This is a genomic window from Brevibacillus sp. GCM10020057 (assembly GCF_042683565.1).
In the GTDB taxonomy this organism is placed as follows: domain Bacteria; phylum Bacillota; class Bacilli; order Brevibacillales; family Brevibacillaceae; genus Brevibacillus.
In genome coordinates, this window is sequence record NZ_JBHUJW010000043.1 from 55180 (window position 1) to 76232 (window position 21053).

At 53.0% G+C, this 21053-nt stretch carries 22 protein-coding genes and 1 riboswitch; of the genes, 17 read left to right on the forward strand and 5 right to left on the reverse strand.

Annotation, left to right across the window (positions count from 1 at the left end):
• Positions 1–27 precede the first annotated feature (27 nt).
• Positions 28–867, forward strand: coding sequence for an EcsC family protein (locus ACFSO0_RS13855; RefSeq protein WP_376881256.1), 840 nt, complete (start codon positions 28–30; stop codon positions 865–867).
• On the opposite strand, the gene ACFSO0_RS13860 is transcribed toward ACFSO0_RS13855, so the two are convergent.
• Positions 842–1390, reverse strand: coding sequence for a GNAT family N-acetyltransferase (locus ACFSO0_RS13860; protein WP_376881258.1), 549 nt, complete (start codon positions 1388–1390; stop codon positions 842–844). The two genes, ACFSO0_RS13855 and ACFSO0_RS13860, sit on opposite strands and share 26 nt — an antisense overlap.
• A 169-nt stretch (positions 1391–1559) precedes the next feature.
• Positions 1560–1747, forward strand: a riboswitch (Lysine riboswitch).
• Between the two features lie 169 nt (positions 1748–1916).
• Between ACFSO0_RS13860 and dapD the strand changes: the two genes are divergently transcribed.
• From dapD to ACFSO0_RS13885, 5 genes are all read left to right on the forward strand, one after another.
• A complete protein-coding gene (gene dapD, locus ACFSO0_RS13865) occupies positions 1917–2627 on the forward strand; it encodes a 2,3,4,5-tetrahydropyridine-2,6-dicarboxylate N-acetyltransferase (protein ID WP_376881260.1) in 711 nt (236 codons plus the stop codon).
• Positions 2628–2639: 12 nt separating this feature from the next.
• Positions 2640–3851, forward strand: coding sequence for an aspartate aminotransferase family protein (locus ACFSO0_RS13870; RefSeq protein ID WP_376881261.1), 1212 nt, complete (start codon positions 2640–2642; stop codon positions 3849–3851).
• Between the two features lie 3 nt (positions 3852–3854).
• Positions 3855–4985, forward strand: coding sequence for an N-acetyldiaminopimelate deacetylase (locus tag ACFSO0_RS13875; protein WP_376881263.1), 1131 nt, complete (start codon positions 3855–3857; stop codon positions 4983–4985).
• A 269-nt stretch (positions 4986–5254) separates the two neighbouring features.
• The gene (locus ACFSO0_RS13880; protein ID WP_376881265.1) at positions 5255–5851 is read left to right on the forward strand and encodes a hypothetical protein; all 597 of its coding nucleotides are present in this window, start codon (positions 5255–5257) and stop codon (positions 5849–5851) included.
• Positions 5852–5962: 111 nt separating this feature from the next.
• Positions 5963–6325, forward strand: coding sequence for a DUF4912 domain-containing protein (locus tag ACFSO0_RS13885; protein ID WP_376881267.1), 363 nt, complete (start codon positions 5963–5965; stop codon positions 6323–6325).
• Positions 6326–6494: 169 nt separating this feature from the next.
• On the opposite strand, the gene ACFSO0_RS13890 is transcribed toward ACFSO0_RS13885, so the two are convergent.
• Positions 6495–6923 carry a DUF1885 family protein gene (locus tag ACFSO0_RS13890; RefSeq protein WP_376881268.1) on the reverse strand — a complete coding sequence of 143 codons (429 nt, stop codon included), beginning with the start codon at positions 6921–6923 and terminating at the stop codon, positions 6495–6497.
• Between the two features lie 184 nt (positions 6924–7107).
• On the opposite strand from ACFSO0_RS13890, the gene ACFSO0_RS13895 reads away from it, so the two are divergent.
• The 5 genes from ACFSO0_RS13895 (at position 7108) to ACFSO0_RS13915 (ending at position 11481) form a co-directional block, all read left to right on the forward strand.
• On the forward strand, positions 7108–7632 hold the full coding sequence (locus tag ACFSO0_RS13895; protein WP_376881270.1) for a MarR family winged helix-turn-helix transcriptional regulator: 525 nt from the start codon (positions 7108–7110) through the stop codon (positions 7630–7632).
• A gap of 106 nt (positions 7633–7738) precedes the next feature.
• A complete protein-coding gene (locus ACFSO0_RS13900; protein ID WP_376881272.1) occupies positions 7739–8038 on the forward strand; it encodes a DUF3055 domain-containing protein in 300 nt (99 codons plus the stop codon).
• Positions 8039–8157: 119 nt separating this feature from the next.
• Positions 8158–8943 (forward strand): alpha/beta hydrolase, encoded by a 786-nt coding sequence (locus ACFSO0_RS13905; RefSeq protein WP_376881274.1) that lies wholly within the window; start codon positions 8158–8160, stop codon positions 8941–8943.
• A 159-nt stretch (positions 8944–9102) separates the two neighbouring features.
• Positions 9103–9228, forward strand: a complete 126-nt coding sequence (locus tag ACFSO0_RS13910) for a GapA-binding peptide SR1P (RefSeq protein WP_376881276.1) — start codon at positions 9103–9105, stop codon at positions 9226–9228.
• Between the two features lie 108 nt (positions 9229–9336).
• Positions 9337–11481: a hypothetical protein gene (locus tag ACFSO0_RS13915; RefSeq protein ID WP_376881278.1), complete on the forward strand. Its 2145-nt coding sequence runs from the start codon at positions 9337–9339 to the stop codon at positions 11479–11481.
• A 182-nt stretch (positions 11482–11663) separates the two neighbouring features.
• Here ACFSO0_RS13915 and ACFSO0_RS13920 read toward each other — a convergent pair whose 3' ends face one another.
• Entirely contained in the window at positions 11664–13136 is a 1473-nt protein-coding gene (locus tag ACFSO0_RS13920; protein WP_376881280.1) for an aminotransferase class I/II-fold pyridoxal phosphate-dependent enzyme, read from the reverse strand.
• Between the two features lie 164 nt (positions 13137–13300).
• On the opposite strand from ACFSO0_RS13920, the gene ACFSO0_RS13925 reads away from it, so the two are divergent.
• Positions 13301–14281, forward strand: a complete 981-nt coding sequence (locus tag ACFSO0_RS13925) for an NAD(P)H-dependent flavin oxidoreductase (protein ID WP_376881282.1) — start codon at positions 13301–13303, stop codon at positions 14279–14281.
• Positions 14282–14389: 108 nt separating this feature from the next.
• Here the strand turns inward: ACFSO0_RS13925 and ACFSO0_RS13930 are convergent, their stop codons facing one another.
• Positions 14390–15028: a YktB family protein gene (locus tag ACFSO0_RS13930; protein ID WP_376883192.1), complete on the reverse strand. Its 639-nt coding sequence runs from the start codon at positions 15026–15028 to the stop codon at positions 14390–14392.
• Between the two features lie 223 nt (positions 15029–15251).
• On the opposite strand from ACFSO0_RS13930, the gene ACFSO0_RS13935 reads away from it, so the two are divergent.
• The 4 genes from ACFSO0_RS13935 to speD all read left to right on the forward strand — a co-directional run bounded on the left by ACFSO0_RS13935 (position 15252) and on the right by speD (position 18310).
• The gene (locus ACFSO0_RS13935; protein ID WP_376881283.1) at positions 15252–15851 is read left to right on the forward strand and encodes a hypothetical protein; all 600 of its coding nucleotides are present in this window, start codon (positions 15252–15254) and stop codon (positions 15849–15851) included.
• Positions 15852–16108: 257 nt separating this feature from the next.
• Positions 16109–16615 carry a DUF4446 family protein gene (locus ACFSO0_RS13940; protein WP_376881285.1) on the forward strand — a complete coding sequence of 169 codons (507 nt, stop codon included), beginning with the start codon at positions 16109–16111 and terminating at the stop codon, positions 16613–16615.
• Between the two features lie 345 nt (positions 16616–16960).
• The gene (locus tag ACFSO0_RS13945) at positions 16961–17557 is read left to right on the forward strand and encodes a hypothetical protein (protein ID WP_376881287.1); all 597 of its coding nucleotides are present in this window, start codon (positions 16961–16963) and stop codon (positions 17555–17557) included.
• A gap of 348 nt (positions 17558–17905) precedes the next feature.
• On the forward strand, positions 17906–18310 hold the full coding sequence (speD, locus tag ACFSO0_RS13950) for an adenosylmethionine decarboxylase (protein WP_376881289.1): 405 nt from the start codon (positions 17906–17908) through the stop codon (positions 18308–18310).
• Between the two features lie 75 nt (positions 18311–18385).
• On the opposite strand, the gene ACFSO0_RS13955 is transcribed toward speD, so the two are convergent.
• Positions 18386–19009, reverse strand: a complete 624-nt coding sequence (locus ACFSO0_RS13955) for a YhcN/YlaJ family sporulation lipoprotein (RefSeq protein ID WP_376881291.1) — start codon at positions 19007–19009, stop codon at positions 18386–18388.
• Between the two features lie 137 nt (positions 19010–19146).
• Here ACFSO0_RS13955 and typA point away from each other — a divergent pair, with 137 nt between their 5' ends.
• Positions 19147–20988, forward strand: a complete 1842-nt coding sequence (gene typA, locus ACFSO0_RS13960) for a translational GTPase TypA (RefSeq protein ID WP_376881293.1) — start codon at positions 19147–19149, stop codon at positions 20986–20988.
• The last annotated feature ends 65 nt before the right edge of the window (positions 20989–21053 follow it).

Genomic DNA, 21053 nt, shown 5'->3' on the forward strand with positions numbered 1-21053 from the left:
TGGCAGAACAGGGGGCCTGCGATAAGGATGGAGTCGAGGGAACATTTGCTTCAGGGGCTAAAGGAAGTAGAAGCATGGGAAAAGAAACAGAAAGACTTGTGGTTTTGGGAAAAGCTCGGACGGCTGCCGTTTGTCCTGCTGGACCGCATCACGCCCCATTGCGTCCGCGAAAAACTGGGGACAGCGGTGGATGAAATCGCTGCCTTTCTGGAGACGGGCGGAACGTATCTCGTCTCGGACGAAGCGGTGTACGGCAGATTTCGTTCCCGCCTGACAGGGCAGGAGCGCGCGTTTGCAGCGGCAGAAGTGGCAGAGCTGCCGCTTGCTTGCATGAATGAGGTGGCACACGAGCTGCGTGAGTCAAGAGCCGCGTTTGCAACGGTGCAAGGAGCAACGACCGGAATCGGCGGCATTTTCACGCTGGCGCTGGATATTCCGCTGCTGCTGGGCACCTCGCTCAAAATCTTGCAGGAGATGGCGCTGTGCTACGGCTATCGGCCGGAAGAAAAGCGAGAGCGCTTGTTTGTAGTGAAGTGCCTGCAGTTTGCATCGTCTGACATCGTCGGGAAGAAAGCGATCATCGAGGAGCTGTCGCAGTTTGACAATCCGGCAGCGCAGCGGAATGTCATGGCACAGCTGCAAGGGTGGCGCGAAGTGGTGGTCACGTACACGGAAAACTTCGGCTGGAAAAAGCTGTTCCAGCTCGTTCCGATCGCGGGAGTTTTGTTCGGGGCTTATTTGAATCGCACAACCGTGCAAGATGTCGCCGAAGCGGGCATGATGCTGTACCGCAAACGGCGCATCCTGGAGCGGCTGCGACAGTCCGCCGGGAGAAACGAAGCTAGTTCGTCCACTCCTCAACCGTGATCGCGTACATGTTGTGGTCTTCCCACTTCCCGTTAATTTGCAGGTAGCGGAGGGAAAGCCCCTCGTAGCGGAAGCCGTTTTTTTCGAGCACGCGGATGGAGGCGAGATTATGCGGCATCACCCCGGCCTGTACGCGATGCAGCTGCGCTTCGGTGAACGCGAACTGAAGCGCAAGTCCGACTGCCTGTGTCGTGTAGCCGCAGCCGTTTTGCGCCTGGTCGAGAAAGTAGCCGATGGTAGCGTTCTGCCAGGCGCCGCGAGCTACGTTGGACAAGGCGACACGCCCGATCATCCGGTGGTCCTCCTGCAGGAAGATGCCGAATGCAAAGGCGGTCCCGGCGTCAAAGTCTCGCACGGCCTGCGCGATCAGCTCCTGCTGTCCGGCCAGGGTGCGGTGGGAAGCAGGACGAATCGGTTCGTAAAGCTGAAAGAAATCATGATTGCGCAGCCGCAGCTCAAGCAGTTCGGCAGCGTCTTCCGTTTGCAGAGGGCGCAAGTAAATGCTGTCCGTATGTAACCGCATCGTTCAACCTCCTAGAAAATGTTAGAGAAATATATTACCATATTCGCTCTCTTTTGATAAGACAGAAAATTCATGGTTGAATTGCCTCTGTATTCATTTTTCCATTTACATGAAAATTAGTTGCCACAGAGGGCCGATTTTGGTAGAGTAGAATGAAATTCATAGTGAAAGTCTAAATAGAGGTGCGCCGAAGATGAGTACATCTTTTCGCAAGCTGCCGGGGGGCAGGAAAAGAAGGAAAGGCTAAAGCGCCGAAGCTGTTGTCATTCCCCTGAACGGCAAGGGCTGGGGTGCTCATGAACAATGATCATCCTGTCACGAGAGGTCTTGGGTCTTTCGTGGAGCGCTATTTACGATTGCTGCCAATGTTTGGAAAGCGATGAGTTAGCGCATGCACTCATTGCTTTTTTTGCGAAACGGGAGCTTGCCGAAAAATTCCTGTTTTGCTCAAGCGGGCATGACTGCCGTTGTCTGGTCATGCTCCTAATTATTCAAAATGGTTGTTGACTAAAAGGAGGAAGTACCTGTGAACATGATGGATGCCAATGAAATTATCTCGTTTATTCAAAAAAGCGAAAAGAAAACGCCTGTGAAGCTGTACGTGAAAGGCAATCTGGAAGGGATTGATTTCGGCGCCAGCTCCAAAGCCTTTATCAATGGAAATACAGGGGTCGTGTTTGGCGAATGGAAAGAAATCGAGCCTGTGCTGGCGCAAAACAGCGATAAAATCGAAGACTACGTCGTCGAGTCCGATCGCCGCAACTCCGCGATTCCGCTGCTCGACACCAAAGGAATCCAGGCGCGTATCGAGCCGGGTGCGATCATCCGCGATCAGGTGACGATCGGCAACAACGCAGTCATCATGATGGGCGCTACCATCAACATCGGCGCGGTGATCGGCGAAGGTACTATGATCGACATGAACGTAGTAGTAGGCGGCCGCGGAACGATCGGGAAAAACTGCCACATCGGCGCAGGCTCCGTCATTGCCGGCGTGATCGAACCGCCATCTGCGCAGCCAGTTGTGGTAGAGGACGACGTGCTGATCGGGGCGAATGCGGTCATTCTGGAAGGCATCCGCGTCGGCAAAGGCGCCGTCGTTGCTGCAGGAGCTGTCGTGATCGAGGACGTGCCTCCGTACACAGTGGTAGCGGGTACGCCAGCTCGCGTTATCAAACAAATCGACGAAAAAACCCGTTCCAAGACGGAAATCAAGCAGGAGCTGCGTCAGCTGTAAGGGGTGAGGCATATGGACTGGCGTTCGCTCGATGAACAATACATCGTCTCGACGTACAAACGGCTGCCGATTGCCATTGCGAAAGGCGAGGGCAACTACCTGTACGACACCGAAGGAAAAGGGTATCTGGACCTGTTCACCGGTCTGGCTGTCAACGTCCTGGGGCACTCCCACCCGCGCATCCTGAAGGCGCTGCACGAGCAAGGGGAACGGTTCCTGCACATCTCCAACGTGTTTCTCAACCAGCCGGCCATCCGCCTCGCGCAGCGGCTGATCGAGCAGACGGTTGCGGGGAAAGTCTTTTTCACCAACTCCGGAGCAGAAGCGACTGAGGCGGCGATCAAGCTGATCCACAAATGGACAAAGACGGAAGGGGCAGGGCGCGACGGCATTGTCGTGCTGCGGGGCAGCTTCCACGGCCGTACGCTCGGTGCCGTACGGCTGACGAGGCAGGCACATGTGTACCAGGACTTCCCGCAACCGACTTTCCCTGTGTACGAGCTGGACGCCGAAGACACCGAAGGGCTGCGAGCCATTTGCCGCGAAGCGAAGCCTGCGGCCGTCCTGATGGAGCCGGTTCTCGGTTCGGGAGGCGTCGTCCCGCTGTCGGAGTCGTTTTTGCGTGATGTGGAAGTGATCTGTCGGAATGAAGGCATGCTCTTTGCCATGGACGAAATCCAGACTGGGATGGGCCGGACCGGAAAGCTGTTCGCCTATCAGCACGCGGGCGTGACGCCGGATTTGATCCTGTTCGCCAAAGGGGTCGGCGGCGGACTGCCGCTCGGCGGTGTCATTGCCGGAACACGGCTGATGGACCAGTTCAAACCGGGCGATCACGGCACGACCTTTGCTCCGTCGCCGCTGTCGGCCGCATTGGGCAATGCCGTGCTGGACGAACTGCTGAACCCGGAATTTGCGGCGCATGTGACCGAAGTGATCGCGTATTTGTGGGACGGGCTGGAAGGCTTGCGCAAACGTCTCCCTGAGCAGCTGCAAGCGCTGCGCGGAAAGGGAATGATGGTCGGCATTCCGCTCAGCGTCACGCCGGAGGAGGCCAGCCGTCTGCAGCGCGACCTGCTTGCGGAAGGCATTCTCGTCGACGTGACACAAAAGACGATCGTGCGTCTCTTGCCGCCGCTGACCCTGACGAAGGAAGATGTGGACCGCTTCCTCGACGTGTTCTCCAGGCGATTGACGGCTGCTGTTGCGGGAAAGGAGGCGTAGCCGATGACTTCTGCCGCGCTCGTGCAAATACGCCGTGACCTGCATCAGATTCCGGAGCCTGGCTTTCAGGAAGTGAAGACCCAGCAGTATTTGCTCGCCTATTTAGCGGGGCTTCCCCAGGAGCGTCTGGAGATCAAGACGTGGCGCACCGGCATCCTCGTCAGGATTCCCGGCACCGATCCGCAGCGGACGATTGCGTGGCGGACGGACATGGACGGGCTTCCCATCACCGAGGAGACGTCCTATCCGTTCCGCTCGCTGCACGAAGGCTATATGCACGCCTGCGGACACGATGTGCACATGACGATCGCGCTGGGGTTGCTGACGCATTTTGTGGAGAATCCCGTTGCGGACAACCTGCTGTTTGTGTTCCAGCCTGCGGAAGAAGGGCCGGGCGGAGCTTTGCCGATGATGAACAGCGAGGAGTTTGCTGCCTGGCGACCGGACTGTATCTTCGCCCTGCATATCGCGCCGGAATATCCGGTAGGGCATATTGCCACCAAGCCGGGCATTCTCTTTGCCAATACGTCCGAACTGTTTGTGGATCTGGTCGGCAAAGGGGGGCACGCCGCTTTTCCTCATCTGGCGAGCGACATGGTCGTGGCAGGCAGTCATCTGGTGACGCAGCTGCAGTCGATCGTCTCCCGCAACATCGATCCTCTGGATTCGGCTGTGGTAACAGTCGGCAGGATTGAAGGCGGCACCAAGCAGAACATCATCGCGGAGAGAGCGCGGCTCGAAGGCACGATCCGTACGTTTTCCATGGAATCCATGGCACGTGTAAAGACCCGCATCGAAGAGCTGGTCAAAGGGATCGAAGCGGGTTTTGCCTGCACGGCATCCATCGATTACGGCTGCGGCTACTGCCAGGTGTACAACGAGGAATCGCTGACAGAAGATTTCATGGCTTGGGTGCGCGAGGCGTGTCCAGACGTGACGCTCATTCACTGCAAGGAAGCGATGACGGGGGAAGACTTCGGGTACTTCCTCAGCGAGATCCCGGGCTTCCTGTTCTGGCTTGGGGTGGACACGCCGTACGGGCTGCATCATTCCAAAATCGAGCCGAGTGAAGATGCCATCGGTGTCGCCATTGACGTCGTTTCCCGCTACTTTACAAAGCTGGCAACGCGCTGATTGTCCATATCGACTTGACCAAAGGAGCAGCAAGCAGGACGCTGCTCCTTTTCTTTTTTCCGGCTTCTCATTGTCAAGGGTACTTCACGCTCGCTTTTTACCTGTGCATAAGTCTTTCTCCCTGTTTGTGAAGACTTGTGGATACTGTGGATACTGTTGAAAAAAGTTGCCGCAGAACCACAACTATTTGCCGTTTTGGGCGTATAAACTAGTAGAAACCAATTCGGAGCAAGCAAGCGCGCGGCGCAAACATACAGGAGGAACAAAACATGAAAAAAAGATGGTTGACAGCATTGTTAGGAGCAGCGGTTTTGGCTGGGGCAGGAAGCACTGCCTTGGGCGAAGAAGCGATGCGCATCTTTCTGGGCGGCGAACGAATCGTAAGCAGCATGGGCGCATCCAATGCGGATTCGGTGGAGGACCTGGTTGCCAAAATGGGCGGCTTTTCGGAATACGACCAAAGCTCGGGAAAATTGGAAATAATCAAGCCGAACGTGAACATTCTCGTACTGGAAGGCATTCAGCAGACGCGTAACAAGACGGTGGTCTTCAGCAACCCGATCAAAGGGTACAGCGATAAAAACGTTCCGCGCACATTCAACGTGTTTGTGGAAGTAGACGAGGCTCCGGTGGCCAAAGACCTGAGAATGCAGCTGGTGCTGATTGCGCCGGATGGCAAAGAGGTAGACAAAGGGAAGGAGTGGAAGTATTCGACGCAAAATGCGAACAGCTTCTATTTCTCCGAGCCGTTTATCTCCACCAAGCTGGAAAGTTATGGAACGTACAAAGTCCAGGTGCGGATGAAAACCGAAAAGTACAAGTCTTACGTAGTGGTCGGCGAGAACAGCTTTACAGTCGGACGTTAAAATAATAGCCTGTTTGCGTTCCCACGTGGCTTGTTCACATGGTATAATAGGTGGAAAAGCCGATATACATGGTGAAAGCGAGTACATGAAAGAAAGGAACGATGGGAGCGAATGGAGACAAATCCCCCGCGATCATCCACTGACGTAGAAGGCCCGAGTATACGCATCGCCTGGAAAGATGAGCATTCGATCCAGGCAGAGTGGAACATGACGAAGGAGTTTGAGCAGGAAGTGGAAAAGAAATTTGCCATCCCTTTTGCAGAACTGCCTTTTGTCTTGCGCCTTTTCGATGTGACTGACCGCAAAGAGGTCCGCGATGATGGCACTGACCTGTACACTGATTTTGATATCAACCACCGTTCGTCCGAGTGGATTCTTTACGGAGTGACACAAGGATTGGAATATTGTGCAGATTTGGGCATTCGGATGGTAGATGGAAGGTTTTATTCGCTGTCGAGATCTCAAATGATTTGATCAACGTGCTCACGAATAAGGAAGACCCTCTGCGAAGAGGGTCTTTTGTTTATGTTTTGATGTACGCAGACAATTCTTCTCATACAGCAGGAGGGCGATGATGGAGCCAGGCGGACAAAGAAAAACAGCCGGGAAAATTCGGCTGCATCGTGCCCGGGCAGGGCATTTGTTATGGCTTGCGGGGCTGGAAGTACTGGATTCGCTTGTTGAACAGATGCAGCTCCGCCTTGTAGTCTTTGGCCAAATACCGGCAGTATTCATTTGCCTTGTTTTTGTCACCGTGTGTGGCAGATTCCGGCAGGGAGATTTGGATGTAGTGCTTTTCTTGTCCGTTCACTTCAGCAGAGCCGACACCCACGACGATCGCCTTGTACATGCTCGGATCTTTGCCTTTGAGAAGGAACCAGGAGCCTTTTCCTTCCGTGCGTTCTTCCAGCGTGTAGGGAAAAGCTGCTTCTGCATAAGACCAGCCGAGCTGTTCTCCCGTCTTGGTCGTCATGTCGATATAGCGGGTAAACTTTGCCTTCACGTCTTCAATGTCTGCTTTTGCAACTGTCGATCCTTCTACGAAATAGATGTAGGCCGATTGAAGTTTCACGATTGCACTCACTCCTAGTACCGAGTATATCTGCGTTTAGTTTAGCATTGCTTCCACTCTTTGACAACGCAACAATTCTTGGCCGAAAACAATTGCGCGTCTTTTCTGAAAAGTGTAAAATATAATTATTATTCATATCGCAGATACATGAAAGATCAACGAATTACATGGAGGAATAGACCCTATGCAAGAGGTCTCGATCAGAAACGTATTTGAAGCGCTAAATACGATGCGCGCCATCGACGTGGTGAACAAGGAAGACTGGGAGCGGGCAGCGAAGGAAGCCGAGTTGGATTCCTCCGTTCAATTAAACATTCTCTGGATCATTTATTGCTACGAAGGAGTGCGGGTCACACAAATTGCCGACTGGACCTTCTGGCACCCTTCCTCAATCGTCATTCATATCAAGAAGTTGATGGAAAAAGGGATGGTAACCATCGAAAAGTCGGAGTTGGACGGACGTGTCGTGCATGTCTATCCGACGCAAAAAGGCAAAGAAGTCATTGAAGCGAGCCGTCGAAGTGTACCATCTATTTTTCGATTGACGTATGCATTGGAGAGAATGGAGGAACGCTACAGTACAGCGGTAGTGGAATTGTTCTTTGAATGCCTTTCCTTTGTCGCGCAGTCGCTGCACGGGGCAGAGAAGGTACGCTGGATTCAGGAGGGCGAAGATCGGGTGCCGAATTCCCGGCATTTGATTAGTTAAGCCGCAAATGTAGCAAACAGGTAGGTTTTCGCGTATACTGGTAAGTACTCCGAATATTTATGCAAAACGCATTCGGAGCCAACTTGCAGATGAGGAGGGATTGCTTATGGTGCACTACGACCACTTGTACGAGGAGACCGAGAACGCCAACGTGCGGTTTCTGGGGTTTGTCTCGGAAGGAACTCGCTACGACTTCGGGATTGTGTTTACGCACAAGTTTTACGGCAAGCCATTGGTGATCTGTATGCAGACGGGGCAATCGACCCTTCTCAGTTCAGAGGATGCAGTCAATCCGGATTATCTGCAGCGGATATTCAGACTGAAATCCGAAAGCGAAGCGGAAGCCCTCGCCCATTTTTTTCAAGACCATTTGCCAACGATTCCATTTGAAGAAAATCAGTATTAGCAGACGAGCAGAAGATTTCTTCTGCTCGTTTTTTATCATGAAAATGGGATAGGGAGATTGCCAGACCTGCGCCCTTTGGGTATGATCGTTTGGCACAACCAATGGAGGAGGAACGAGCAATGAGCTATCAATGGCCCGCACCCGAGCCCAAAGGGGCGGTCGTGCTGGTTCATGGCACGGGGGAACATTACGGACGTTACGAGCATGTCGCAGCTTTTTTGAACGAACGAGGCTGGAGCGTGTTCACCGGAGATTTGCCAGGGTGGGGCAGATCCCCGGGCAGGAGGGGGCATATCGATTCCTTTGACCAATACATAGAAGCGGTACATGGATGGATGGCGGAGGCGAGGGCGGCATGCGGCGCTGCGCAGCCGCTCTACTTGCTCGGGCACAGTCTGGGCGGGCTGATTGCTGTGCGGTATGTGCAGTCGGCAGGAAGCGCCGGGCTGACTGGCCTCATCCTGACTTCTCCGTGCCTGGCTTTGAAGCTGGAGGTTCCCCGCTGGAAGGCGAGGCTCGCCCGCTTGCTGGACAGCGCTTGGCCGACGCTGGCGATGCCAAATGGCATAACGGCGGATATGGTGTCGCGGGACGAGGCGGTCCAGGCCGCCTATCGCACCGATCCGCTCAATTACGGGAAAGTGAGTGTGAGATGGTTCCAGGAACTGCAGCGGGCGATGGAGGCTGCCTGGCAGGAGCGGGCGGCGATCCCGCTTCCTGTACTCATCCAGCAGGCGGGAGATGATTCGCTGATCCAGGCAGATGCGGTGGAGCGTTTTGCGGCAAGCCTTCCCATGGCTGAATTCCACCGGTGGCACGGGTTGCGCCACGAAGTGCTGAACGAGCCGGAAAAGGAGCAGGTCATGCAGCAGATGGAGAGGTGGATGAAGCGAACTGCTTTTTGAATGTGACATACTAATTAATCAAAAAATGTACTATGTAGCCGTATTGACTCCCAATGGTGTGGCATATTAATATGTATATACCATCACATTTCTGATGAATTGACCACACCATCATCACACATTGCTCGTACAGCAGTGTGATCACGGAGGGGAACATATATGGGAACAATTGTATGTCAATCGTGCGGGACGATTATCGAACACTTTGAATCCAATCAGGTGAAAACGCTTTACGCAGTTTGCAACTGCGAGTGCCAGCACACGGAAAAACAGGAAAGAGAATAGTTTACCTGCGACAGGCCTGCTTTGCAAGGCCTGTTTTTTTTGACAACCTTCTCAACATAGGGGATAATAGGAAAGAGTGAAAATTGTTGCAAGAGGAGGAATTGTCTCATGAAGCGTAAACCCTTACAGGGTTGCTTGGCCGCGGCATTGCTGGTCACTTCCCTGTGGAGCGCGACACCGGCATTTGCATACAGCCTCGGCGAAGAAATAAAGATAGACGCGAACCAACCTGAAATTGCCAAAACAGGTTACGACATTTCCGAAGATTATGCCGTGTGGATGGTTGAAGGGGAAAAGACCATCACCCTTTATGATCTGGATGACAACTCGGAACGGAAAATCGGGAGTACGACTTCTGTAAAGACAAACCCCAAGGTAGACGGCAACTACGTCGTCTGGATTGATTCCCGCGATGGCGGCTCCGATGTGTACATGTACGATATTGCCAAGAAAAAAGAGTCGCGGTTGTCGAGCGGTTCAGCCAAGGTAACGAGCCTGGAGATCCGGGGAAAAAATGTCGTGTGGGACGACAAGAGCAATGGCGGCTCGGACATCTACCTCTGCGACATTACGACAGGCGAAGTCGAGGCAATCACGACAAGCGGCAAAGCAAGTAACCCGACTTTGGACGATACATACATTGCATGGCAAGACAGCCGCAACGGCGATTCGGACATCTACACCTACAATCTCAAGACCAAAACCGAAAAAGCGGCTGTGACGGCTCACGGAGATCAAATCAAACCGTCCATCTCCGACGACTACATCGTCTTTGAAGATCATAGCGGCGAGTACAGCCAGATTGGCCTTCACACCATCAGCAAAGACAAGACGACCAAACTGACTGACGATGCAAGCGATAAGGAAATGCCGCACATTTTCAATACGACCTATGTGTTCATCGATGACGGCAGTGTTGCGTACGGCGGCGTCAACAAAAGCACCACTAAAGAAGCAGACAGCTTCATTTACGACAAGCTGGCACCGCGCGTCTACGATGATTACATTCTGTATGCCAAAATGGACAATAATAAAAAGCTTCGCCTGAATCTGTACGACATGCACGACAAAGAAATGGTGCCAATCGGCTCGGTGTCGGGAGAGCCAAGCCAGCCGGCCGGCCATGACCGCTATGTGGTTTACATTTCGGAAGGAAACAAGACCGATTCCGTCATTTTGCATGATGTCGAAAACGGCACCAGCAAAGCGATTACCAAAACAGATGCATCTCCTTCCCGTCCGCTGGTCAGCAACCATTACGTGGTCTGGTACGACAACGACGAGGACGCTCTCTTTTCGTACGACATCAAAAAGGGAGTAACAAAGCAGGTGACCAACGAGGACGATGACGAGATAGCCGATGAAGATCTGTACGAGCTGGACGGCGACAACCTCCTGTGGGTGAATGCAGGCAGCAAAGCGGATCTGGTCGTGACGAATCTGGCTACGGGCAAGAGCACCGATATCACGACGTTGAAAAAAGAGCCGCTCAGCATTGATATTCACGGCAACTACGTCTCATGGGTGCTGGAGCAAAGCTCGAAAAAGGCAAGCGTGTTCCTGTACGACATGGACGAAGAGGACGAGATGGAAATCCGCAAGAACGTGCAAGTGGAACAAGCGAAGCTCGGCGACGATTTCGTGGTGTGGAGCGAATATACAAACACGACGAAACCGACCTGGGATTTGTTCTATTACGACATTGATCGCGGCAAGACCAGTTCCTTGCTGCGCTACACGGATCGTGACCAGATCAAGCCGCAAGTATCGCGCAACATGGTGTTGTTCCAGGACAACCGCCTCTCCCCGAACGCCAAAGATTTCTACTACGAGCTGTACGATGTCAAGGATGGCTCCTACAGCGATTACTACTGGGACGATGACGCGGAGGTAGAAGATGCACGCATCGGCGGCAACCGCATCGTCTGGATCGACAACCGCGATGATACGCCGTATGTATACACGATGGCGATCGCACAGCCGCAGGACGACGATGATTCGACTCCAGATCCTGATCCGCAGCCGGAACCGGGTGAGTACAAAGAGTATTCCTTGCTCGATGTCGTACAGGACGGTACGTTCAATGAGAAAATCAGCGAAGCAGGTTACGATAATTTCGTGTTCGTCTTCTTCGGAAACACGAGCAAAGAAGTGACCATGACGCTCAATGAAGTATTTGACGATATGGACCGGTTCGCGGATTTGTTCCTCTCTTCTGACGTAGACGAGATGTATATCCGCATTTACAAATAACATCAACAGGCAGTAAGGGCACATGGCTCCTTGCTGCCTGTTTTTTTGGAGGGAAAGCTGTATGCAAATGACCTTCTGCAAGCGGTTGTTCCAGCTATCTGTTCTTTGTGCGCCGTGCACAAAAAAAGCTGCTGCCGCAGGGGCAACAGCTTTTTGGTGAATGGGCATGTCCTCGTACGTTCTCACCCGGAAATAGCCGTCTGGCGCTTGATGACCTTGATCGTCTTGAGCGTTTCGTCCTCTGGCCCCTGAACGGGGAGACCGACGCGGATGTTCTCTTGAATGTACGCGATATTTTCTTCCGTAATCACTTCTCCAGGCAGGAAGATCGGAATGCCTGGCGGGTAAACCATGATGAACTCCGTGATGACTCTGCCCGCCGCTTCAGCGAGCGGTACGGTCTCCGTCTCCGCGTAGAACGCTTCGCGCGGAGTCGTCGACAAGACCGGGATGTTCGGCAGGGAGATCGTAGGCTTCTCTTCCGCCTGGACGTGGGCAAACTCCACGGACAAATCCCGCAAGGCGTTGACCAGCGTCTGGATGGACTCTTCCGTATCGCCGGCGGTGACGAAGCAGAGGACATTGTAAAGATCGCTCATTTCCACTTCGATGTTGTATTTGTCGCGCAGCCAGTTTTCCACTTCCCAGCCCGTAATGCCCAGGTCGCGCACGTGAATGAGCAGTTTGGTCGGGTCCATGGCATAGGTGGCCGGTTTTCCGAGAATTTCCCGTCCTACGCAGTAAATGCGCGGAATATCGTTAATCATATCTCTCGCCTTATCAGCCAGCTTCATCGCTCGTTCGGCCAGCAAATGGCCGTTGAGCGCCAGGTGCTGCCGTGCCATGTCGAGCGAGGCGAGCAAAATATAGGAGGTGGAAGTCGTCGTCAGCATGCTCATGACCGTTTTGACCCGGTCTACGTCGACGAGCCCTTCCCGCACATTCAGGATGGAAGTCTGCGTCAGCGAACCGCCGAGCTTGTGCACGCTGGTGGCGGCCATATCGGCGCCTGCCTGCATGGCGGAAATCGGCAGGTCCTCATGGAAGTGAATGTGCACGCCATGCGCTTCGTCCACCAGCACCGGGATTTCATAATTATGCGCTGTCCGCACGATCTCGCGCAAATCGCCCGCGATCCCGAAGTAGGTTGGATTGATTACCAGGAGAGCGGCTGCATCGGGATGGGCCTCCAGCGCTTTTTGTACGGCTTTCACGGTGATTCCGTGGGAGATGCCCAGCCGTTCGTCCATCGCCGGGTGAATAAAAATCGGCACTGCGCCTGCAAAAATAATCGCTGACATGACGGATTTATGCACGTTCCGCGGCACGATAATTTTGTCTCCAGGGCTGCAGGTAGCCATGATCATCGCCATGATGGCGCCGCTTGTCCCCTGCACGGAAAAAAAGGTATGGTCAGCGCCGAACGCCTCGGCTGCCAGTTCTTGTGCTTCCTTGATCATTGCCTTCGGATGATGCAGGTCATCCAGCGGTGCAATATTGATGAGGTCTATCGAGAGAGCGTTCTCCCCGATGAACTCGCGAAATGCCGGATGCATGCCCATACCTTTTTTATGGCCCGGAATGTGAAATTGAATCGGGTTCCGGTTGGCGTGCTCCAACAACCCGCTGAACAAAGGAGTTTTCATTTGCCTCACTACGATCGCCTCACTTTACAAATAAAAAATAAAAGGGAAAAAACAAACAAATTGAGTATAGCAAAATAGGGGGGGAAAGCAAGCGAATTTTTATTCATAATCCCGGCAGACGGCAGGAGATTGGCCGCTATTACGAGAAGTTTAACGTCAAATGGGGTGATGAGATGAAAACGAGAGTAACGGAATTGCTACAGATTGACTATCCGGTCGTGCAAGGGGGATTGGCCTACTTGGCATACGCCGAACTGGCTGCAGCGGTGTCTAACGCTGGCGGGTTGGGGCAAATCACGGCCATGTCCCTGCCGTCCCCCGAGGCGCTGCGCGAAGAAATTCGCAAAGTGCGACTGCTCACTGATCGGCCGTTCGGTGTCAATTTTGCCATCGGGCAGTACAACCAGTCGTACCTTCCTTACGTCGATGTCGCTGTCGAGGAAGGAGTCAAGGTCGTTTCGGTTACGGGCGGCAACCCTGAACCGCTTATTCGGCGGCTCGACGGGCACGACATCAAAAAGCTGGTGCTGGTGGCGTCTGTACGTCAGGCGCAAAAGGCGGAGTCCATCGGTGCAGACGCGGTCATGGCGGTCGGCCAGGAAGGCGGCGGGCATCTGGGCAGAGATGACATCGGCACGTTCGTCCTGATTCCGCGCGTTGTCGACTCGGTGAGCATTCCTGTTTTGGCCAGCGGCGGCATCGGCGACGGTCGCGGCATTTTGGCTGCGCTGGCGCTTGGCGCAGATGGCGTTGAGCTGGGTACCCGGTTCATCGCGACAGAGGAGTGTGTCCATGCCCACGCGTCTTACAAGGAAGCGCTGCTCAAAGGGACGGAGCACGACACAGCCGTCATCAAAAGAACGTTGGGCGCACCGGCACGGGTCGTGCGTACGCCAGGCTCCGATCGCATTCTGGAGATGGAAAAGGAAGGCGCCGGATACGAGCAGTTGAAACCATGGATTAGCGGCGAGAACAACCGCGCCTTTATTTATGAAGGAAATGCGCAGCAGGGCTTCGGCTGGGCAGGGCAGGTTATTGGTCTGATAAAGGATGTGCCTACTGTTCAGGACCTGTTCACGCGCATGTTCACAGAATTGGATGACACACTGGAACGGCTTCAGGGCTTCCGGGGAAAGAGGCCTCATCAGCAGTAGTGTTCCCGCGGGTGATCCAAAAAACAAAAGAACAGGCATACGCTTTTCAAAAGAAAGCGGACCTGTTCTTTTGCATATATAACTTACACAAACGTATCGGGAGGCGGTTTATGCACCACAATGACTGATCTGATACAACCTGGTCAAGACAGAAAAGGTCTCGTCCAGGCGTGAGAGCAGAGCGTCTTTGTCAGCCAGCACAGGGTCGTGACGATCAATGGTAATTCCGCAGAGCAATTCCGCTTTTTTGACCTGTCCCAGACGCAGTATCAGCTTTTCCACACCGTCTTTGCCAAGTTCCTTTTGCGGCGTGCTATCCGGCTGCGTATGATCCGGAGACCAGCGGAAATCATCAGGCACGAAGGCGAGAATGTCATTGAGGTTTTGGAGCAGCGCGCGGCTGATCTGTTCCTTGGCAGGAGCTTCGTAGATGACCGCGTACCAGACAAACAGATGGGTACCCCACAAGCCGATTTGAAAGTGCGGGTGTTTTTTGTATCCGCGTTTGTCAGCCGTCCAAGCGACCCATGTATCAGCAGGGGGATTCACCGTTCTCCGCGCATGCTTCGCAACGTGAAAAAACATCTCCGACCCCGATGCGACAGACAGGCCAGGGGCAAAATGCTGACCGAGCGCTTCCAGTTTTGGCCGGATGCGACCCTTGATCGCTTCCATGCGCTGATCGAGGCCCTCAATGGCAAAAACATCGAAATCTTCTTGCAGAAATCCGGTAAATGACGTAGATATTGCCACAAAAACACCTCTTTACAAAACATCATCGCACCTCAAGAAAAGGGCGAACGTCCCTGTCAAGGGAGCTTGGAATCCTCCATATGATATCATACCACGCAGGAAAAAAATACATGCCGGGATATGAATAGCAAAACCGTCGCCTGAATAATATGATATACCACTCACTCCCTTGCAGCAAAAATGTTGTCTGAGTATTCTGTTAACAGGAGGGGCCACGATGAATCTCGGCAGTGAGTTGGAATATGACAATCTGGCTGTATGGTTTGATCGCTTGACGTTACACGCAATGGTGCATGCCCTGGTTGAAGCAGGGGTGAGCGTCACGTGGAAAGAGTCTCCCGAGCAGTTTCACCTCCTCGTGAACACCACAGACGGCCGAACCGATTGGTGCATGCAACGCTTGAATGGCTCCTACAAGCTGCAGTTAAACGGAATACTGCTGTCGGATTCGCGAGTTGCTGCGGTTTTGTACCAATTCATCGAGCAGGCAAAAGGGCATGCCGTCATCAGGATACGCAAGAACGACCGTATCCTCATGAAGCACATCCATTACGGTGAAGCTGTCAGAATAGTGGAAATAAAAGGAGCTGAGAAAAAAGTGATCTACGAAAAATCTTGCAATGTGACGATGGATCAAGTGATTGCCGCGTTGAAACGGCGTGACTCCGAGGAACGTATTCCTGTTTTGCGCCTGGAGCTGGATTACGAGCTCGCGACTCTGTACGACGCCATGATAGCGGAGGACTTGGGACAGATGAAACAATCCAAAGAGCGCTTGAAACAGCTCCGCCGGGAAATGTTGCTTCTGGAAGCGTAAAGTAGACTGGAGGATAGCCGAAGGACGATGAGTTTGACACATAGGCATACGGAATAAAAAAGCGGCATCTCGATCACGAGAGTGTCGCTTTTTTTGGTTTCTGATGAATCTGGCGCTGCTTGCCAATCCAGCTGGCAGAAAGAAGTACGGTAACAATTGTTCGTTTTCCACAGACTATGTTTGAATGACTGGCGATACGGCGTTACAATAGAAAAGGATTTTGGCACCCTATGCACCAGAAAGGAAGTAAATGTTTCATGGAACCATTCCTATCACAAATCCCGAATGCAGGGTCCCTGCTCTTGGCCGTCATTGCTCTGAACATCGTTTTGCTGCTGATCATTATCATGCAATCGGTCCGTATCAGTCGTGTGCGCAAATCAATCAACAGGCTCATGACCGGAGCGGGTGGAGCGAATCTGGAGGAAGGGATGCATCGGCTGCTGGATCAGCTGGATCAAGTGATGAAACAGCACAGCGATCAGCAGTTCATGATTAACCGTCTGGCACAACGCATCGCGGCGCAGCGCGGAAACGTGGCAGTCATCCGGTACAACGCATTTGGCGACGTCGGGAGCGATCTCAGCTTTTCCATTGCGATACTCGATGATGCCCAGAACGGAGTCGTGATTACGAGCATTTTTGGCCGCGAAGAGTCTCGCGTGTACGCAAAGCCGGTCGAGGCGGGCAGTTCCCCGTACTCGTTGTCGGAAGAGGAACAGGCTGTCATTAAAAAAGCGATGAATCCGCCTGTGGGGGCTTAAAAACTCTCTGTATTTCCTTGAAATGGAAAGCATATGGATGATACAGGGAGATCTTTTTACATGCGGGCTTGAGAATGCGCAAATTCAGCCTTTTTGGGAAAATTCATCACTTTTCACTCAAGACTTTTCTAGTTGCCTGATGTATAATAAAAGATGTCAAGGATGGTTTTTCGTAAATACAAAAAGTAGGTGATCCGCCTTCATTACCCAAATCGATTTTCGATTCGCGGGGCAAGGCCAGGTTCTACAGCGTTCCTTCGTTGACACTTAGCGTAACTCCTTTGATTCGGATGATTGTTCGGTCGAACTTTGGCCCATGCAAACCAAAAGAATTGAGGAGATATTATGGCACAGCGTTTAGCGACCAACTACGCCAAGGCCTATTTTACGGTAAATGAAGAAGAGCTGAACCAATTCGTCTCGCTCTTCACCAATGAACATATTTCAGTCGATGTCAAAGTTTGTGACAATGGCGATCGGGACGTGATCCTGACAGACGAAAACGGCGAAATTCAATTGAATTTTGCCCGTTCTGGCAATCGTTATTCGTGTGACAGCTCGTATCTCATCCGGGATCGACAACTGGCTAACGTCATGCGAAAAGCGATGAAAACGTTCCGGGGCTATGGAATTGTCCACCGGATTTATGATGGCTTCACGGTCGTCTACCATTACGATCAAGGCTCGGTCGTGAGCATCCATGAACTGAACGGTGACGAAGAAATGTCCATCTTTGAAAATACCTCTCCGAACGTGGCTCACGAACTGGAAGCGTTGTTCCAGCAAGATGGCAGCGAGCGGGAGATTGAGTCCTTATATCAAGAGACGGACCGATGGCTGGATCTGCGAAATTGGGCCAAGAGATCTGCCCCCGAAAAACTGCCTGCGATTGACTGCCGATTAGCCGAGTTTTCAAAACGTCTGTTTGAACTGGAAGTCTAGTAAATGAATCAAAAAACGGGTGCGAATGCGCCCGTTTTTTATGTTAAGTAGAACGTATTCTTCCCATTGCTTTTTTGTCCAAAAAGGACGCATTTTCCAGGGAAGGGCTGCTGCGGCTCCAGCAATGACTTGGCAGAGCCCAGTTTATGAATTTCCCGTCAATTCTCCAAAAAGGGTATTGTCAAACTGGGCAGAAGCGTGGTATTGTTGTTTTCGTTGGAAACAGGATTAGGAACCAGGATTCACTTCAAAGGGTGGAGAACAAAGAGGGACACCGCCCCCGTTAGTGAATGACGCAGGTCCTAGCGATGTTTAACATTACACTTGCTAGGAAGGGGGAACCGAAAGATGGAATACTCGACTTTCGGAAGACACGTTGCTGTTGACACATGGGGAGTTCAGTTTGATTTGTTGAACGACGCAGAATTTTTGAAAAAAGAAATGATTGAAGCTGCTGAAGCATGCGGCGCTACAGTGCTTGGTGTGCAGGCAAAGCAGTTTTCTCCTCAAGGTGCTACCGTTCTGGTTCTTCTCTCGGAAAGCCACCTGTCCATTCATACGTATCCTGAGCGCGGATTTGCCGCTCTGGATTGCTACACGTGCGGTGAGACGGTTGATCCGCAAATTGCCATCGATTACTTGGTATCCGTGCTGAAGCCGGAGAAAACCTACGCGAAGAAGCTCGTTCGCGGTACTGGTGAACTGCAAGTAGTGGAGCCGGAAATGAAAGCGGCTGTATTGGCAAGCAAGTAACAAATGCAAGGATTCAAGAGGTGCGGAAGGATGTCCGCACCTCTTTTACGTGAAAGGATTCGGGAACGGTGCGGCTCACCGAAACGGAGCGGTTACGGTGCGGCCCAGGTCTTTGAGCAGCAGGCCAAAGTCGTATGCGATGTTGCTCACTTCGTTGGAGACGTTACTCGGGATTTGGCTCATCTGCTTCGAGACGTTGTGCGTGCGGTGCTGGGCTTCCTGATAAATCGCGGCGTTTATGCCCAAAATGCGGGCAAACATGGCTGGGTCGGAAGTGACACGGATGTTCAGGCGGGGGGAAACGGCGCGTGCAGCGGAATGCACCTGCTGCTCAATGACTTTGCCTTGCTCCGGCCCCAGGTTTTTCCGGACGCGAATTCCGATGACGGCATCTTGTCCATGCACCACGACGGTTGCCCGATCGACGCCCGGCACATCATCCGCGACTCGGGTCAGCTGTTCGGCCAGGTTTTGATTGAAGCCGTTCGTTGTGTATCCGTTTCGGTAATGAAAGGCATTCGTGCCTTGCGTATACGCTGTGTGACCGTGAGCGAGACGGTTTAGCATCTCGGGAGACTTCTGGTTTTCTGTACTCTGTGTGTGAGAACCATGATTTTGCCCTGCACCAAAGCTGGCACAACCGGTCAGTGCCGATGCGAGAATGACGCCTGCGATGGCAGTAGACCATCTTTTGTCCATGGGGAGCCCACCTCCATTCCTTATTATGACGAAAAGCAAGTTTTCTAGTCAGGAAGGGATTCCCGTAAAAAACTCCCCATTGTGCCGAGTTTCACAAACTGCTAATATGGAAGGTACGCATAACAGAGGAGGTTCACATGAAGCGTCTTGACATACGCAACATCGCCATTATTGCCCACGTTGACCACGGGAAAACGACACTAGTTGACAAGCTGTTGATCCAATCGGGCACATTCCGCAGCAACCAGCAGGTAGAGGAGAGAATGATGGACTCCAACGACCTGGAGCGGGAGCGCGGAATTACGATCCTGGCAAAAACCACTTCGGTAAAATACAAAGACTTTACCATCAATATTTTGGATACACCGGGCCATGCGGACTTCGGCGGCGAAGTTGAGCGGATCATGAGCATGGTGGACGGCGTGCTGCTGATCGTCGATGCGTTTGAAGGCTGTATGCCGCAAACCCGCTTCGTTCTGAAAAAAGCGCTGGAAGCGAAAGTCACGCCAATCGTCGTCGTGAACAAGGTTGACCGTGAAAACGCCCGTCCGCAAGAAGTGATCAATGAAGTGTACGACCTGTTCATCGATCTTGATGCGACAGAAGACCAGCTGGACTTCCCGATCGTCTACGCGTCCGGTCTGCAAGGCATTGCCGGCCTGGAACCAGACAAGCTCGAAGGCGATTTGCGTCCGTTGTTTGACACGATCATCGAGCATATTCCGGCACCGGATGCGGACGAGAACGCACCGCTGCAAATGCAGGTGACGATGCTCGACTACAATGACTTCCTCGGCCGCATCGGGATCGGACGCATCTACCGCGGCACGATGAACGTAAACGACATGGTTTCGGTGACGACCCGCGAAGGCGTCCTGAAAAAAATGCGCATCCAGAAGCTGTTCGGCTTCTCCGGTCTGCAGCGTGTCGAGCAAAAGACGGCCAGAGCCGGCGACATCGTGGCGATCGCAGGGCTGGATGACATCAACGTCGGGGAGACCGTGTGCGACGTCGATCATCCGGACCCGTTGCCATTCCTGAAAATCGACGAGCCTACCCTGCAAATGACGTTCCTCGTGAACAACAGCCCGTTTGCCGGACGCGAAGGCAAACACGTGACGTCCCGCAAGCTGCGTGACCGCCTGATGGCCGAGCTGGAGACAGACGTTTCCCTTCGCGTAGAAGAAACAGACTCTCCGGATGCGTTCATCGTATCGGGACGGGGCGAATTGCATCTGTCCATCCTGGTGGAAAACATGCGCCGCGAAGGCTTCGAGCTGGCCGTGTCCAAGCCGGAAGTCATCGTGCGCATGATCGATGGCCAAAAAATGGAGCCAGCCGAGCTGCTCGTCATTGACGTGCCGGAAGAATACACGGGTGCAGTCATGGAGACGCTGGGCCAACGCAAAGCGGAAATGGTCAATATGGTTAACAACGGCTTTGGCCAGGTACGCCTCGAATTCATCATCCCGTCGCGCGGATTGATCGGCTATCGTACCGAGTTTTTGACGATTACGCGCGGCTATGGAATCTTGAATCACTCCTTTGACAGCTATCGTCCGCTGGTCGCGGGTGCAGTAGGCGGACGCCACGCCGGCGTGCTGATTTCCCATGAGACGGGGACAGCGACCACGTATGGCCTGATGTCCGTAGAAGACCGCGGCGTCATGTTCATCCAGCCGGGTACGGAAGTCTACGAAGGCATGATCGTGGGCGAGCACAACCGCGACAACGACCTGACCGTAAACGTATGTAAAGAAAAGCATGCGACCAACGTCCGTTCCGCGACCAAGGACGAGACAGTGAAAATGAAAGCACCGCGCATTCTGACGCTGGAAGAGGCGCTGGAATACCTGAATGACGACGAGCTGTGCGAAGTGACTCCGCAGTCTGTCCGCTTGCGCAAAAAGTATCTGAACAAATCCGATCGCGAGCGCTATGAAAAGCAAAAACGCTGGGAAGCCCAGCCGCAAGCGTAAGAATGGATTTGGTCATATAATGCAGAAAAGTCGCACCCCGATGAAAGGGATGCGGCTTTTTTTCG